General features: G+C 60.1%; 12 protein-coding genes and 1 pseudogene. 9 read left to right on the top strand and 4 right to left on the bottom strand.

All coding sequences use genetic code 11. The features are described from left to right. The first annotated feature begins 191 nt into the window (after positions 1 to 191). Both MWU54_RS15695 and MWU54_RS15700 read left to right on the top strand, forming a co-directional pair. Positions 192 to 1,577, top strand: a complete 1,386-nt coding sequence (locus MWU54_RS15695; protein ID WP_247085589.1) for a cytochrome ubiquinol oxidase subunit I — start codon at positions 192 to 194, stop codon at positions 1,575 to 1,577. 3 nt (positions 1,578 to 1,580) lie between these two features. Next, the gene (locus MWU54_RS15700) at positions 1,581 to 2,591 is read left to right on the top strand and encodes a cytochrome d ubiquinol oxidase subunit II (protein WP_247085591.1); all 1,011 of its coding nucleotides are present in this window, start codon (positions 1,581 to 1,583) and stop codon (positions 2,589 to 2,591) included. Positions 2,592 to 2,714: 123 nt separating this feature from the next. Here MWU54_RS15700 and serA read toward each other — a convergent pair whose 3' ends face one another. Both serA and MWU54_RS15710 read right to left on the bottom strand, forming a co-directional pair. Continuing rightward, positions 2,715 to 4,310: a phosphoglycerate dehydrogenase gene (gene serA, locus MWU54_RS15705; RefSeq protein ID WP_247085593.1), complete on the bottom strand. Its 1,596-nt coding sequence runs from the start codon at positions 4,308 to 4,310 to the stop codon at positions 2,715 to 2,717. Between the two features lie 88 nt (positions 4,311 to 4,398). Beyond that, entirely contained in the window at positions 4,399 to 5,553 is a 1,155-nt protein-coding gene (locus tag MWU54_RS15710; protein ID WP_247085595.1) for a phosphoserine transaminase, read from the bottom strand. A gap of 298 nt (positions 5,554 to 5,851) precedes the next feature. On the opposite strand from MWU54_RS15710, the gene serB reads away from it, so the two are divergent. Further along, positions 5,852 to 6,742: a phosphoserine phosphatase SerB gene (gene serB / locus MWU54_RS15715; RefSeq protein ID WP_247085597.1), complete on the top strand. Its 891-nt coding sequence runs from the start codon at positions 5,852 to 5,854 to the stop codon at positions 6,740 to 6,742. On the opposite strand, the pseudogene MWU54_RS15720 reads toward serB, so the two are convergent. Then, positions 6,714 to 7,711, bottom strand: a pseudogene (locus MWU54_RS15720) (asparaginase). The gene serB and the pseudogene MWU54_RS15720 overlap by 29 nt on opposite strands. Before the next feature lie 197 nt (positions 7,712 to 7,908). Here MWU54_RS15720 and MWU54_RS15725 point away from each other — a divergent pair. From MWU54_RS15725 to cueR, 6 genes are all read left to right on the top strand, one after another. Next, on the top strand, positions 7,909 to 8,418 hold the full coding sequence (locus MWU54_RS15725; RefSeq protein WP_247085804.1) for an invasion associated locus B family protein: 510 nt from the start codon (positions 7,909 to 7,911) through the stop codon (positions 8,416 to 8,418). Positions 8,419 to 8,539: 121 nt separating this feature from the next. Beyond that, positions 8,540 to 8,857 carry a metalloregulator ArsR/SmtB family transcription factor gene (locus MWU54_RS15730; RefSeq protein WP_247085599.1) on the top strand — a complete coding sequence of 106 codons (318 nt, stop codon included), beginning with the start codon at positions 8,540 to 8,542 and terminating at the stop codon, positions 8,855 to 8,857. 28 nt (positions 8,858 to 8,885) lie between these two features. Continuing rightward, complete coding sequence (locus tag MWU54_RS15735; protein ID WP_247085601.1) at positions 8,886 to 9,929, top strand: permease; 1,044 nt, start codon at positions 8,886 to 8,888, stop codon at positions 9,927 to 9,929. Positions 9,930 to 10,055: 126 nt separating this feature from the next. Further along, entirely contained in the window at positions 10,056 to 11,240 is a 1,185-nt protein-coding gene (rlmN, locus tag MWU54_RS15740) for a 23S rRNA (adenine(2503)-C(2))-methyltransferase RlmN (protein ID WP_247085603.1), read from the top strand. 114 nt (positions 11,241 to 11,354) lie between these two features. After that, on the top strand, positions 11,355 to 13,799 hold the full coding sequence (locus MWU54_RS15745; protein ID WP_247085605.1) for a heavy metal translocating P-type ATPase: 2,445 nt from the start codon (positions 11,355 to 11,357) through the stop codon (positions 13,797 to 13,799). Continuing rightward, positions 13,796 to 14,191, top strand: a complete 396-nt coding sequence (gene cueR / locus MWU54_RS15750; protein ID WP_247085607.1) for a Cu(I)-responsive transcriptional regulator — start codon at positions 13,796 to 13,798, stop codon at positions 14,189 to 14,191. Before MWU54_RS15745 ends, cueR begins: the two co-directional genes overlap by 4 nt. 82 nt (positions 14,192 to 14,273) lie before the next feature. On the opposite strand, the gene MWU54_RS15755 is transcribed toward cueR, so the two are convergent. Further along, positions 14,274 to 15,206: an aldose epimerase family protein gene (locus MWU54_RS15755; protein WP_247085609.1), complete on the bottom strand. Its 933-nt coding sequence runs from the start codon at positions 15,204 to 15,206 to the stop codon at positions 14,274 to 14,276. Positions 15,207 to 15,220 lie beyond the last annotated feature (14 nt).

The raw sequence follows: 15,220 nt of genomic DNA on the forward strand, positions 1-15,220 counted from the left end.
CGGGTTTCTCAGTCGCGCGTTACGGACAGTGACTGACAGTCGCACCGGAATACTTCTCGTCCGGTTTGCGTGGTGCACCGACGCTATGCCGCACGGACAACCTGTCGCGCGCCCTGCGGTCGCAGTCGCCTGAAAAGCTGCTTTTTGAACTTACCTTTCGGGCAATCGAAGACAGGCAAAATGGCAAGGTCATGGACACACTGATCCTTTCGCGCATCCAGTTTGGTGCCAACATCTCGTTTCATATCCTCTTCCCAACCATCACCATCGCGTTGGGCTGGGTCCTCTTGTTCTTCAAGCTGCGATTCAGCCGCACAGGTGACCAGAAATGGATCGAAGCGTATCGCTTCTGGGTGAAGGTCTTCGCGCTCAGCTTTGCCATGGGCGTCGTGTCCGGCATCACTATGTCATTCCAGTTTGGCACCAATTGGCCGGGCTTCATGGAATCCGTCGGCAATATCGCAGGACCGCTGCTGGCCTATGAAGTGATGACCGCGTTTTTCCTTGAGGCAGTGTTCCTCGGCATCATGCTGTTCGGTATGTCCAAAGTGCCAAGCTGGCTGCACACATTGTCCACCTTCCTTGTGGCGTTCGGCACAACCATGTCCGCGTTCTGGATTCTGGTCCTGAACTCCTGGATGCACACCCCCGCCGGGTTCGAGATGCGGGACGGTGTGGCCTATGCGACCGACTGGTTTGCGATCATCTTCAACCCGTCGATGCCTTACCGCCTCGTCCACATGCTCTTGGCATCTGGCCTGACGGTGGCGTTCCTGTTGGCGGGCCTCAGCGCCTTCCGCTGGTTGATCGGCGATCGGTCCAACGGCATGCGCGCGACGATCAAAACGGGCCTGACCTTGGGGGCCGTCCTGATCCCGCTGCAAATCCTTGCCGGCGACTTTCACGGACTGAACACGCTGGAACACCAGCCCCAGAAAGTGGCCGCGATGGAGGGCAACTGGGAAACCGGACCGAATGTGCCGCTTGTCCTGTTCGGTATCCCGAACGAGGAAACCCGCAGCACGGATTACGAGATCAGCATCCCCAATGGCGCGTCTTTGATCCTGACGCACAAAGCCGACGGTATTGTGCCGGGCCTCAATGACTTTGTGCTTGAGGATGGCACGGTGAAACACCCGCCTGTCGCCCCTGTGTTCTACAGCTTCCGCATCATGGTCGGCGTCGGCATGACGATGCTGCTCCTGAGCTGGAGCGCCGTGTTCTTCATGGCCCGCAAGCGGCGCGGTGTGGAAGGATTACCCAAACCGCTGCTTTACGCGCTGGTGCCGATGGCCTTCTCTGGCTGGGTGGCGACGCTTGCGGGCTGGTACACAACGGAAATCGGCCGCCAGCCGTGGCTCGTGCAGGGCGTTCTGACCACCGAAGCGGCGGTTGCCGATGTGCCAGCACCCTTGGTGGCAAGCACATTGATCGCCTACCTCACGATCTACGCGGCGCTTCTGTTCGCCTATATCGGCGTGCTGTTCTACCTCGCCCGGAAAGCGGCGAAAGGCGAACCGATCAAGCCGCGCCTCCCGGTTTCGAAAGAAGCCCCCGTCACCGTTGCAGCGGAGTAAGCCATGTATCTGTTCGGAGACCCCGAAACCTGGCTGCCCCTTGCCTTTGCAGGGCTGCTGGGCGCATCGATCCTGATCTACGTTGTGCTGGACGGATTCGACCTTGGCGTCGGGGTCTTGTTCCCTTTCGCAGAGCCCGAGGAAAAGGACCGCATGGTCGCCTCTATCGGTCCGTTCTGGGACGCGAATGAAACATGGCTGGTTCTGGCCATCGGTATCTTGCTGGTGGCCTTTCCGACCGCCCACGGAACCATCCTGACCGCACTTTATCTGCCGGTTGCGATCATGTTGATCGGGTTGATCCTGCGCGGGGTGTCGTTCGAATTTCGCGTGAAAGCCCCGGCTCAGTACAAAAAGTCATGGGACAATGCGTTCTACATCGGGTCGATGATGACATCGCTCAGTCAGGGATACATGCTGGGCATGTATATCATGGGGCTACAGGTCACCGCATTCACCCTTGCCTTTTCCGCCATCACAGCGGTGTTCTTGACCGTCGCCTATTCATTCATCGGGGCAACGTGGTTGATCCTGAAGACCGACGGCGCATTGCAGCAAAAGGCGGTCGAATGGTCTAAAGGCGGCATCTGGGGTCTGGTCCTCGGACTTGGGGCTGTCTCACTTGCGTCGCCCTGGGTCAGCCCACGCATCTTTGACAAGTGGTTTTCGATCCCCGAGTTTTTCTTGCTGCTGCCCTTGCCGCTGATGTCCGGCGCGCTGATCGTGTTGCTGTGGATCGCGTTGCGGCGTCTGCCCACCAGCGACGACAGCTTTGCCTGGTTCCCGTTTGCCGCGACGATCGTGCTGTTCATCCTTGGCTTTTTCGGGATGGCCTATTCGTTCTATCCGTTCATCGTGCCGGAACAGCTGACCATCTACGAAGCCGCCAGCGCACCTGAAAGTCTGTTCATCATCCTGATCGGAACGGTGTTCGTGTTGCCGATGATCCTTGGCTACACGGCGCTCGCCTACACGGTGTTCCGCGGCAAGGCGACAACGCTTAGCTACGATTAAACTGGGAAGCGAACCGCAGACCAGGCCTGACTGTCTGTCTCTGTTTTCAAAATACCTTGGGAGAGCGCGAGAGGGCAAAGCCCTCTCGCACCTGTCGGAGTGGCGCAGCCAATTCGACTAAGGTCAGGCCACGTCGAATTGCAGCGGCTTCACCTGAGTGAAGAGCCCCGTGTCGTTCAAAGCGTTCAGCGCTTCCGCTGGAACGGGTTCGTCGACATACAACAACGCGATGGCCTCGCCCTTCACGTCGGCACGACCCAGCGTGAAGTTGGCGATGTTCACGCCATGCGATCCCATCGTGTTGCCCAGCGCGCCGATGATGCCCGGCACGTCTTCGTTTGTGGTATAAACCATATGCGCCCCGATCTCGGCGTCGATGTTGATGCCCTTGATCTGGATGAAGCGCGGCTTGCCGTCGCTGAACACGGTTCCCGCAATCGAGCGTTCGCGCTTGTCCGTCACCACGGTCAGCTTGATATAGCCATCAAACGCACCCGACTTGGCCTGGTTTGTTGTGCTGATCTTGATGCCACGCTCCTTCGCGATCAACGGGGCCGAGACCATGTTCACATCCGGATTCACCCGCTTCATGATGCCTGCAATCGCCGAACAGTTCAGCGCATCCAGGTTCATATCCGCAACCGACCCATCATAAAGGATGTTGATGGCCTTGATCGGCTCATCGGTCATCTGTCCGATAAAGCTGCCCAGATGATCGGACAGTTTGATCCACGGACCCATGATTTTGGCTTCTTCAGCGGTCACCGATGGCATGTTGAGCGCGTTCTCAACGGCTCCGGTCAGCAGGTAGTTCGCCATCTGCTCGGCCACCTGAAGCGCCACGTTTTCCTGCGCCTCGGACGTTGCGGCACCCAGATGCGGCGTGCAGACCACGTTGGGCAGGTTGAACAGCGGGTTTTCCTTGGCCGGTTCTTCCTTGAACACGTCAAAAGCCGCGCCTGCGACATGGCCGGATTTCAACAGCTCTGCCAGCGCCTCTTCATCGACCAGACCGCCGCGGGCACAGTTGATGATGCGGACACCTTTCTTGGTCTTGGCCAGATTTTCGGCAGACAGGATGTTGGCCGTCTGGTCCGTGAAGGGCACGTGCAGCGTGATGAAATCCGCGCGGGTGAGAAGGTCATCAAGTTCGACCTTTTCAACCTGCATCTGCTTGGCTTTTTCTTCGCCCAAGAACGGGTCATAGGCGATGACCTTCATCTTCAACCCGCGTGCACGGTCACAAACGATGCCACCGATATTGCCTGCCCCAATCACACCCAGCGTCTTGCCGGTCAGTTCCACGCCCATGAACTTGGACTTTTCCCACTTGCCCGCGTGGGTCGATGCGCTGGCTTCGGGGATCTGTCGCGCAACCGCGAACATCATCGCAATGGCGTGTTCAGCGGTGGTGATCATGTTGCCAAAGGGCGTGTTCATGACGATCACACCCTTTTTTGAGGCCGCATCCTTGTCAATGTTGTCGGTGCCGATCCCGGCACGGCCGATGACCTTGAGATTGTCTGCTGCTGCCAGAATGGTCGGGGTGACCTTGGTGGCCGAGCGGATGGCAAGGCCATCATACTGGCCGATCACGTCTGCCAGCTTGTCCTTGTCCTTGCCAAGGTCAGGTTGGAAATCCACGTCGATACCGCGATCCTTGAAGATCTGGACGGCGGCGTCAGAGAGTTTGTCAGAGATAAGTACACGGGGGGCCATGGTTTTGGTCCTTTGGAATATCGGAAGGGATGGCGGGCAAATGCCCGCGCTACGTTATGTGTAGGCCGGGCTTCAGCCCGGCTAGGCGTCACGCCGCCTGCGCGAGCGCCTCAATTTCAGCGTGAAACGCCCAGTCCAGCCACGGCAGCATCGCCTGGATGTCTGAGGTTTCAACCGTGCCACCGCACCAGATGCGCAGACCTGCCGGAGCATCGCGATACGCACCGATGTCAAGCGCGACACCTTCGGCCTCCAGCCGCTTGGCCACCGCTTTGGCGAAGGTCGCCCCATCGGTGATGCGGGCATCGGTGAACTTGAGACACACAGACGTGTTTGATCGCGTCGCCGGGTTCACCGCCAGATTGTCGATCCAGTCATTGGCATCGCAGAAGTCAAAGATTGCCTGCGCATTGGCATCCGCGCGCGCCATCAGCCCCTTGAGACCACCCACAGACCGCGCCCAGTCCAGCGCTTGCAGGTAGTCCTCAACGCACAGCATCGACGGCGTGTTGATCGTGGCACCGCTAAAGATGCCGTCGATCAGCTTACCGCCTTTGGTCAGCCGGAAAATCTTGGGCAGCGGCCATGCCGGTGTGTAGCTTTCCAGCCGTTCAACAGCGCGGGGCGACAGGATCAGCATCCCGTGCGCCGCTTCACCGCCCAGCACCTTTTGCCAAGAGAACGTCGTCACATCGAGCTTGTCCCAAGGCAGGTCCATCGCAAAAGCCGCGCTTGTGGCGTCGCAGAGCGTCAGACCCTTGCGGTCCGCCGGGATCGCGTCGCCGTTCGGCATACGCACGCCAGAGGTGGTACCATTCCACGTAAAGCAGACGTCATTGTCATAGTTGAGCGCCGCCATATCGACAATTTCGCCGTAATCAGCGGTATGCACCGTGTGTTCGATCTTCAGCTGCTTAACCGCGTCAGTGACCCAGCCCGCGCCAAAGCTTTCCCAAGCAACCATTTCCGCCGGGCGTTCCCCCAGCATGGTCCACATGGCCATCTCATAGGCGCCGGTGTCAGACGCAGGCACGATGCCGATCTTGTAGTCGGCAGGCACGCCCAAAATCTCACGCGTCTCTTCGATTGCCGCCTTGAGCTTGTCTTTACCGACAGAAGCGCGGTGCGACCGGCCCAAAGGCGCGCCCGCAAGGTTGTCGAGTTTGAAAACGGGGGGTTTGGCACAGGGGCCAGACGAAAAACGCGGGTTAGCCGGCCGCGTTGCCGGTTGTGAAATAGCCATTGATGCTACCCTTCCAGATAAGCGCCTCTCGTTGGGGAGAGGTGTCCCACCGACGGGTCTATGCGGCGGCGCGGCGCGGCACAAGTCGGAAAATGCACCCAAAATGACGCAATCAATGACCCGATCCGGGGCCCGTGTCGCGGATCGGAAACTTGGCCTGACAGGAGCATCTCGAAATCCGGGAGCCTCCGGCGAAGAAATTTGTGAAACACAGATGCAAGGCTCAGCGCTTTCATACCATCTGGTGTTTTTGACATCTGATGGCTAAAGCGCCGCGTGACGGAAAAGGATCTGCCCCATGTACACCGCCACATTGATCGCCAAACCCGGAACACTGGACCCTGCCTTGCTAGATGCCTTGCGCAACGCCTGGGGTGGTGGTGATCTGGTTTGGTTGTCGCCGGACGAAGCGGCCGAATTCGAGATGTCCGTGCTTCCGGACACCGCCGCGTCAAGCTGGACAACGTTGCAGGATCAAGGCGTGGATCTGGTCATTCAGCCCAGAAGCAGCCGTCGAAAAAAAGTGCTTTTGGCGGACATGGACAGCACCATGATCCAACAGGAATGCATCGACGAATTGGCAGAAGTTGCAGGCGTCGGCACGCAGGTCAAAGAGATCACCGCGCGCGCGATGAATGGTGAGCTTGATTTCGAAGGCGCGCTGATCGAACGGGTGAGCCTTTTGAAAGACCTTCCCGCCTCGGTGGTGAATGAGGTGCTTGCACAGCGGATCACGTTAATGCCCGGCGGCCCCGCATTGCTGGCAACGATGAAGGCCAATGGCGCATATACCGCGCTGGTGTCCGGAGGATTCACCGCCTTTACACAAGCCGTTGCTGCCGCGCTTGGCTTTGACGAAAACCGCGCGAATACTCTGATTGAGGAGCGCGGCGTGCTGGTCGGCGATATCACTCGCCCCATTCTTGGGCGCGACGCCAAGGTGCAGGCGCTGGACGAAATCACCGCGAAGCATGGCTATCACGCAGCGGATGTTCTGGCCGTGGGTGACGGGGCCAATGACCTTGGCATGCTCCAACGCGCCGGGTCCGGGGTGGCGCTGCACGCGAAACCAAGCGTTCAGGCGCAAGCAAAGATACGTGTCAATCATGGCGACCTGACGGCCTTGCTCTACCTGCAAGGGTACAGCAAGGCCGACTTCGTCACGCCAGAAGTCCCGCCGCTGGTTTGATTTCCCCGGTCACCAATCCATCCAAGTTCAAGATAGATGGATTGAGAAACGCCGCAACGTCCGGATGAACCGGATCCAGCACATTCAAACGCACCAACAAGGCGGCAATGGCGCATTCGGCGGCGCGGGTCGCCCCATCCGCAGTCTTGAGCGCGATCCCCAATCCGCGTTCCGGCAGGATCGCAATAAAGTACCCTTCCGCGCCGGTTTTTAACGCAATGGGTTCCCGTGATGCCCGCATCAAACGGGTGCATGCGCGCCCTTCGCCCGCCACCAGATCCGGGTGCAAATGCATCGCTTCTGTCAACCGCGCCGCTGCCGCGCTGAGGGTATCGGAGCGCTGCCCTGCAGTCGCAAACCATCCCATAGCCCGGGCCATTCCGTGCATTGTTGTGGCAAAGTTGGGCGCAGAGCACCCATCGATCCCATATCCCGGCGATTCCATATCTGTCACGGTTTCGAATGCGTCACGACAGGCCAGCTGAACCGCGTGATCGGGATCGACATACTCTGGCCCGGCCCCAAGGTGCTGCGCCAGCGTCAGAAACCCAGCATGTTTGCCAGAACAATTGTTGTGCACACGGCACGGCATTTGATGCGCCCGGATCATTTCGATCCGCACCGCGTCATCCCAGCTTTCCTGCGGGCCGCATCGCAACGCGTTGTCATCTAGATCAAGGTCGCCCAGCCAACGGTTGACCCGGTCAACATGGATCGACGCCCCCTGATGCGAGGCACAGGCCAGAGCCAGATGCTCGGCTGTTAACCCCCGCTTATCGGCAGCGCCAGACGTCACCAAAGGCAGGGCCTGGATCATCTTGGACGAACGCGCGGCAGAACCACGGTATCGGGATCCCCCCAGGCGTTGACGATCTGGCCCGTGCCATCGCAGATCACCGCATGCCCCAGATGCACACTTTCCAGAAACGGACCACGCCAGACTTCGACCAAAGGTGCCGCTTGCGTCATGTGAATTCCCCTTTCGCATTTGGGCAAAAATCTGCCAATTGGGCTTTAAGTGGCGTGATTAATCAGGCTATTCTGACAAGGTCGAGAAGAAAAGTTGCAGTGACATAATCGAACACTAAACCCATACTGCAGCACGGAAACGAGTTGAGGCTAAGGACAGTCTGGAGGCTGGACGCATGAAATCATGGATCGGCGGAATGGCAATCGGCGCAATGACGCTGATGTCTGCTGGTGCCAGCATGGCGCAAGAAACAAGCACGAACCGCGTGAACGCGATCACCGACTGGAGCGTGTTCGAAGGTCAGGACCCACGTGAATGCTGGGCCGTGACGACGTATAAGGAAAGCGTGAACACGCGTGGTGGCCGGGTGGTTGCGGTGACACGGGGCGAGATCCTGTTGATGGTCTTCTACCGTCCCGGGGCCGAGGTGCAGGGCCAGGTGGCCTTTACCGGCGGCTATCCGTTTGCGCCGGGATCGACCGTGAACGTGAATATCAGCGGGACCGAGTTTGAATTGTTCACCGAGGGCGAATGGGCCTGGCCTGCAACGCCGCAAGATGATTCCAAGATCGTCACAGCGATGAAGCGTGGGGCAAATGCGATTCTCACCGCGCGGTCGGCGCGAGGAACAACCACCAAGGATACGTTCTCACTTCTGGGCTTTACCGCCGCAGTCGAGGACGCCGAGAAGCGGTGTTCGTCGTAACGATCTGAAATCAAATAAAATGAATCACGTTTCAGGGTCGCACATGCGGCCCTGTTTTCGTTCAAACACATGCAAAATATTTTAACTTGCATTATAACTATATTTCTAGTTATTTAGTTATATGGATCTTACCCAGGATATCGCCCGCGCACTCGCAGCACTCGGACACGAAGCCCGGCTTCGGATTTTTCGCGTGCTTGTCAAAGCAGGTCATCAAGGCCTGACCGTCGGCGAAATCGCCACGCATCTCGGCCTGCCTGCCTCGACACAGGCGCACCATCTCAAAATGCTCGTCGATGCGGGGCTTGTCGTGCAGGCCAAACAGGGACGCGCGGTGATCAACACGGTGGATTTCGACAAGATGAATGGCGTCCTCGGATTTCTGTCCGAAGAATGCTGCACCGGATTTGCCGCCAACGCGCCCGACAGCGCGGCCTGAGCAAATCTCAAACGCAAGGAAGCCGCAGATGGCCGATCTTTCCTCAAACGCCCCGCCGCACCAGATTTGGAGTGCGCTCAAAAAACAAAAGGTCTGGCTGGCGTCAGGGCTGATTCTCTTGATCGTGGCGCTTCTTGCGCCCTCGCAGGCCCGCGATAGCCTCGCGTTTATCTCTGCATCCCTGCTCCACACCGCGCCCTATCTTCTGGTGTCGATCGCCATTGCCGCTTGGGCGGTTGCCACGGGCGCAGACAACCTGATCGCGCGGGCCTTTACCGGCTCTCCGGCGCTGATGATCTTTCTCGCGGCATTGGCCGGGGGATTGTCGCCCTTCTGTTCCTGTGGCGTGATTCCCCTGATTGCAGCATTGCTGACAATGGGTGTTCCGCTGTCGGCGGTGATGGCGTTCTGGCTGGCTTCTCCGGTTATGGACCCGTCCATGTTCCTGCTCACCTCTGGCGTTCTGGGCTTTGAATTCGCGATCGCCAAGACGCTTGCCGCAATCGGTCTGGGCATGGCCGGTGGGTTTATCGTTCTCGCCTTGGGCGGCACACATATCCTGCACGATGCCCTGCGGGACGGTGTTGGCAATGGCGGTTGCGGCGCATCTCGGATCCGCGATCCCAAACCCGTTGTCTGGCGCTTTTGGACCCAAGCGGACCGGGTTGAGAAATTTGGCAAGGAAGCGTTGAAAACCACGCTCTTTCTCGCGCAGTGGCTCACCCTCGCCTTCCTGCTGGAAAGTCTGATGCTGGCCTATGTCCCCGCTGAAACCATCACCTCCGTCCTGGGCGGAAGCGGCATCGGACCAATTGCGATCGCAACTGTCGTCGGTGTGCCCGCTTACCTGAACGGGTATGCCGCCCTGCCCCTGATCAGCGGCTTGATGGAGCAAGGCATGGCGTCCGGCGCAGGGCTTGCCTTCCTCGTGGCAGGCGGCGTCACGTCCCTGCCCGCCGCAATCGCGGTCTGGGCGCTCGTCAAACCGCGCGTCTTTACGCTTTACATCGCGATCTCGCTAGGTGGTGCGTTCCTGATTGGGCTGGCCTATCAGGGCTGGACGTTGCTCTGAGCGCGGGAAAGCGTCTTCGAAGACGCTTGGTACGGCGCTTCGAAAAGCCGTGCCCCGTCTTTCCCCTTTGGCAAAGCCCAAAGAATCCTATATGTGGCGCATCTCTTTTCGAGAAAGGCTGATCCCATGACCGGTTCCGCACCGATCACGCAAGACGTACTCACCATCCCGCGCAAGATGCCGGAAGGGGGCAAGACGAACATCGTCGGCCTGACCCGCCCGGCGCTGCGCGACGCGTTGATTGACATGGGCACGCCCGAAAAGCAGGCCAAGATGCGGGTGAACCAGATCTGGCAATGGGTCTACCAATGGGGCGTGCGCGATTTTCACGCGATGACGAACCTGGCCAAGGCATACCGCGTACAGCTGGAAGAGCACTTCGAAATTGCCGTGCCAGAAATGGTGTCGAAGAACGTCTCGGCCGACGGCACCCGCAAGTACCTTGTCCGCATTGCGGGCGGGCACGAGGTCGAGGTGGTCTATATCCCCGAAACCGACCGGGGCACGCTTTGCATCTCGTCGCAGGTTGGCTGCACGCTCACCTGTTCGTTCTGCCACACCGGCACGCAGAAATTGGTCCGCAACCTGACCGCGGGTGAAATCATCGGCCAGGTCATGCTGGCGCGCGACGATCTGGACGAATGGCCTCAGCCCGGTGTCGGCACCGGCGATGCAGGCCCGCGCCTGTTGTCGAACATCGTGCTCATGGGGATGGGTGAACCGCTCTACAATTTCGACAACGTGCGTGACGCAATGAAAATCGCGATGGATGGCGAAGGCATTGCCCTCTCGCGCCGCCGCATCACGCTCAGCACCTCGGGTGTGGTTCCAGAGATCGCCAAGACGGCTGAGGAGATCGGCTGCCTGTTAGCGGTATCCTTCCACGCCACCACAGACGAGGTGCGCGACAAGCTGGTGCCGATCAACAAGCGCTGGAACATCGAAACGCTTCTGGATGCGCTGCGCGAGTATCCGAAGAAATCAAATTCGGAACGGATCACGTTTGAATACGTGATGCTCAAGGGTGTGAACGATACGGACGAAGACGCCCGCCGCTTGGTCAAGCTGATCAAGGGCATCCCGGCCAAGATCAACCTGATTCCCTTCAACGAATGGCCCGGCGCGCCCTATGAACGCTCTGACTGGTCGCGGATCGAGGCGTTTGCCGACATCATCTACAAAGCCGGCTACGCGTCGCCCATCCGCACCCCACGCGGCGAAGACATCATGGCGGCCTGTGGTCAGCTGAAGTCAGCAACGGAACGCGCCCGCAAGAGCAAGGCACAGATCGCGGCAGAGACCGGCCTGTAAATCCGGTCGCAGGCCGGGCTCGCGCCCGGTACCGCACATTCGCCGCACCTCCCTCCCTTGACCCTCCAGTCACTGGAAGCCTTATGTAAGGCTGGACTCATAAGGACCAGCCCCATGACCACGCTTCGTTTTGCTGTCGAAAACCTAAGCTGCGCAGGCTGCGCGGGCCGCGCCGAGCGTGCGTTGCAAGCCGCGCCGGGTGTAGAGACCGCCTCCGTGAACATCGCAAACCACATGGCCCAGGTTTCAGGCGATGCCACAGCCGACACGCTGTCCAACGCGCTAGCCGAGGCCGGGTATCCCGCCAAGCAAACCACCCATCGGCTCAAGATCACGGGGATGAGCTGCGCCTCCTGCGTGGGCCGCGTTGAACGTGCGTTGCAAGATACAGACGGCGTGATCGCCGCATCCGTCAACCTGGCCACCGAAACAGCAGAGGTCCGCATCCTTGACGGCGCAATCGCCCCGACAGAGCTGGCCGAGATCGTCACCCAAACGGGCTACACAGCGAACCCGATCACATCAGACACACCGCAGGAAACCGACGACATCACACCGCTGAAGCGCGATACGCTGATCGCGGGCGCGCTGACATTGCCGGTATTCCTGACCGAGATGGGCGGACATCTCTTTCCGCCGATCCACCACGCGATCATGGGCAGCATCGGGATGCAGACTTTCTGGGTGCTGCAATTCCTGCTGGTCACGCTTGTCCTGATCTGGCCGGGTCGCCGGTTCTTCCGCATCGGCCTGCCGCTTCTTTTCAAAGGCGCGCCCGACATGAACAGCCTTGTTGCCCTTGGCACCGGGGCTGCTTGGGTGTTTTCAACCATCGCTACCTTCGCACCCGCTCTTTTGCCTTCAGGCACCCGCGCCGTTTATTTCGAGGCCGCAGCGGTCATCGTCACACTGATCCTCGCTGGCCGCTGGATGGAGGCCCGTGCCAAGGGCCGCACCGGGGCGGCCATTCGGCACCTGATCGGCCTACGCCCCGACAGCGTGCGCGTGATGCGCGACGGGGCGTTCACCGAACGCCCACTCGCCGAGGTCGAGACCGATGACCTGATCGAAGCCCGCCCCGGCGCGCGCATCGCGGTGGATGGGATCGTGACCGACGGGACATCCTTTGTGGACGAAAGCATGATCACCGGCGAACCCCTACCGGTGTCCAAGTCTGCAGGCGATCCGGTGACAGGCGGCACGATCAACGGCAACGCCCCGCTGACCTATCGCGCCACTGCCGTGGGGCCGGACACCGTGCTCGCCCGCATCATCGACATGGTGCAAACCGCCCAGGGCGCAAAGCTGCCCATTCAGGCGCTGGCTGACAAGGTGGTGCGCATCTTTGTCCCTGTGGTCCTTGTCGTCGCCGCAATGACCATCGCCATCTGGCTGATCTTCGGTCCGGACCTCAGCTATGCGCTGACCGCTGGCGTTGCCATTCTCATCATCGCCTGCCCGTGCGCCATGGGGCTTGCGACACCGACCTCAATCATGGTCGGCACAGGCCGCGCTGCCGAACTGGGGGTGCTTTTCCGCAAGGGCGACGCGTTGCAACGGTTGGACGCCGCCAAGGTCATCGCGTTTGACAAGACCGGCACACTGACCGAAGGCCGTCCGACGCTGGTTGATCAGACCACTCTTTCAGGTATCGACGCTGAACGTGCGTTAACCTTAACTGCCGCCGTCGAACAAAGCTCGGACCACCCGATCGCCCGCGCGATCCTCTCTTCCGCGCCTGACACGCTTCCCAATGCGGAAACCGAAACCATCCCTGGTTACGGCCTGAGCGCACAGATAGACGGGCAGAGTATCCTTGTCGGTTCCGAACGCTGGCTCTCCAGGAACGGCGTAGACACCGCGCCCCTGCAAGAGGCGATCCAAAGCTATGCCGCCAAGGGCCATTCCCTTGTCTGCCTCGCCATTGACGCGCAACCCGCCGCCGTGTTTGCCATCGCCGACCAGATCAAACCCAGCGCCAAACCCGCCATCGACGCGCTACATGACCAAGGGCTGCAAGTCGCCATGATCTCGGGCGACAACGAAGCCGCCGCCACTGCCATCGCCCGCCAACTGGGCATTGACCATGTCACCGCCGGCGTCCTGCCCGATGGCAAGGTGGACGCGATCAAGGACCTGCGCGCGCGGTTCGGCCCGGTCGCTTTTGTCGGCGACGGCATCAACGACGCGCCTGCACTCGCTGAAGCCGACACCGGCCTGGCCATTGGGACCGGCACAGACGTGGCAATTGAGGCGGCGGATATCGTGCTGTCCTCCGGTCGCGTATCTGGTGTCGTGAATGCGGTCGAGGCCTCGCGCAAAACCATGCGCAATATCCGGCAGAACCTGTTCTGGGCCTTTGCCTACAATACGGCGCTCATCCCGGTCGCAGCAGGCGTGCTCTACCCCTCTTTCGGGATTTTGCTGTCCCCGATGCTCGGGGCGGCTGCCATGGCGCTCAGTTCCGTCTTCGTCGTCAGCAACGCCCTCCGCCTGCGCAATATCGCGGCCGCCCAAAGCGATGTGCAATCGCGTCCCTACCAGGAGGCCCCGGCATGAACATCGGAGACGTAGCCAAACGCGCGGGCCTGCCAGCGAAGACGATCCGCTATTATGAGGATATTGGCCTGGTGAAACCACCGCGCGATGCCAACGGGTACCGCGCCTTTCGCGAACAGGACGTGCACAAGCTCGCCTTCCTCAGCCGCGCCCGCGCGTTGGGTTTTACCATCGAAGACTGCCGCACGCTGCTGACGCTTTACGAAGATCAGACCCGCGCCAGCGCAGATGTCAAAACACTGGCCGAAGCTCATCTGCACAAGATCGAAGATAAAATCGCGCAGCTGCAATCCATGCGCGACACGCTGTCAGAGCTGGTCCATGCCTGCGCCGGCGACAACCGCCCCGACTGCCCCATTCTCAAGGATCTTGCTGCAGACACAAACGCCTGATCTTTGATGGCTCACAACATCGCGGATCAGGCAGGGTGCCGTTTCCGTGAACGGAAACGCTTGGATGCGTCAACGCATCCAATCACCCGATCTCAATCGACGTGACCTGCCGATAAGGCCGCTCGGGACTACACAAGATCGACCCGAAGGCAGGTACATTGACGGCGTTTGGCAAATCCTGCGCCTCAAGACACAGGCCCGCAAACCGTTGATGCGCGGCCCCGGGGCCAGACGGCATGTCCGGTTCCAGCGTGTTCGACGTGTAAACCTGCAATCCCGGTCGGTCCGTCCACAGACGCAAACGCATCCCGTCCGGCGTCGTCACATCCGCAGCGTGCCCTCTACGGGTGTTGAGCACAAGGTTCGCATCCCATCCCTTGGCATCGTCAAGTCGAACAGAAGACCGAAAATCATACCGCGTGCCATCAACCGGCGCGATATGGCCCTCGGGCAGCAGGTCGGGCCTGTTGGGCGTATACCGGTCCGCATCAACCCAAAGCGTATGGTCCTTTACCGTCCCGGTCCCCGCAAGATTGAAGTAAAGATGCTGCGCCAGATTGATCGGCGTTTCCCGGTCCGGCAGTCCCGTCATGTCCCAGGTCAGGCACCCGCCAGAGAGCCGTATCTCAACTGTGAACGCCACGCGCCCGGGATACCCCTGATCGCCATCCTCCGAGATAAGCGAAAACCGCACCGCATGGTCGCCCTCGCGCTCCATGTCCCAATTGCGCCAGCCCAACCCACCGGGACCGCCGTGCAAATGATGCGCACCGCCATTGGCGGGCAACACGACCTCCCGCGCGCCAAGCGTGAAACGCGCGTTTTCGATTCGGTTCACAACGCGTCCACAGACCACACCCATCGACGACGGGTTGCTGCGGTAATGGTCTGGTTCCGCATAGCCCAGCACAACATGCCGCCCGCGCACCTGCCAATCCAGCACGGCACATCCAATGGACAACACGGTGATGGCCGTGTCCGCATCTTGCAGGACGTGGCGTTCGATCTGGCCCAAAACACCGCTCCTTC

It is taken from the genome of Marivita sp. S6314 (assembly GCF_023015985.1).
In the GTDB taxonomy this organism is placed as follows: Bacteria; Pseudomonadota; Alphaproteobacteria; order Rhodobacterales; family Rhodobacteraceae; genus Marivita.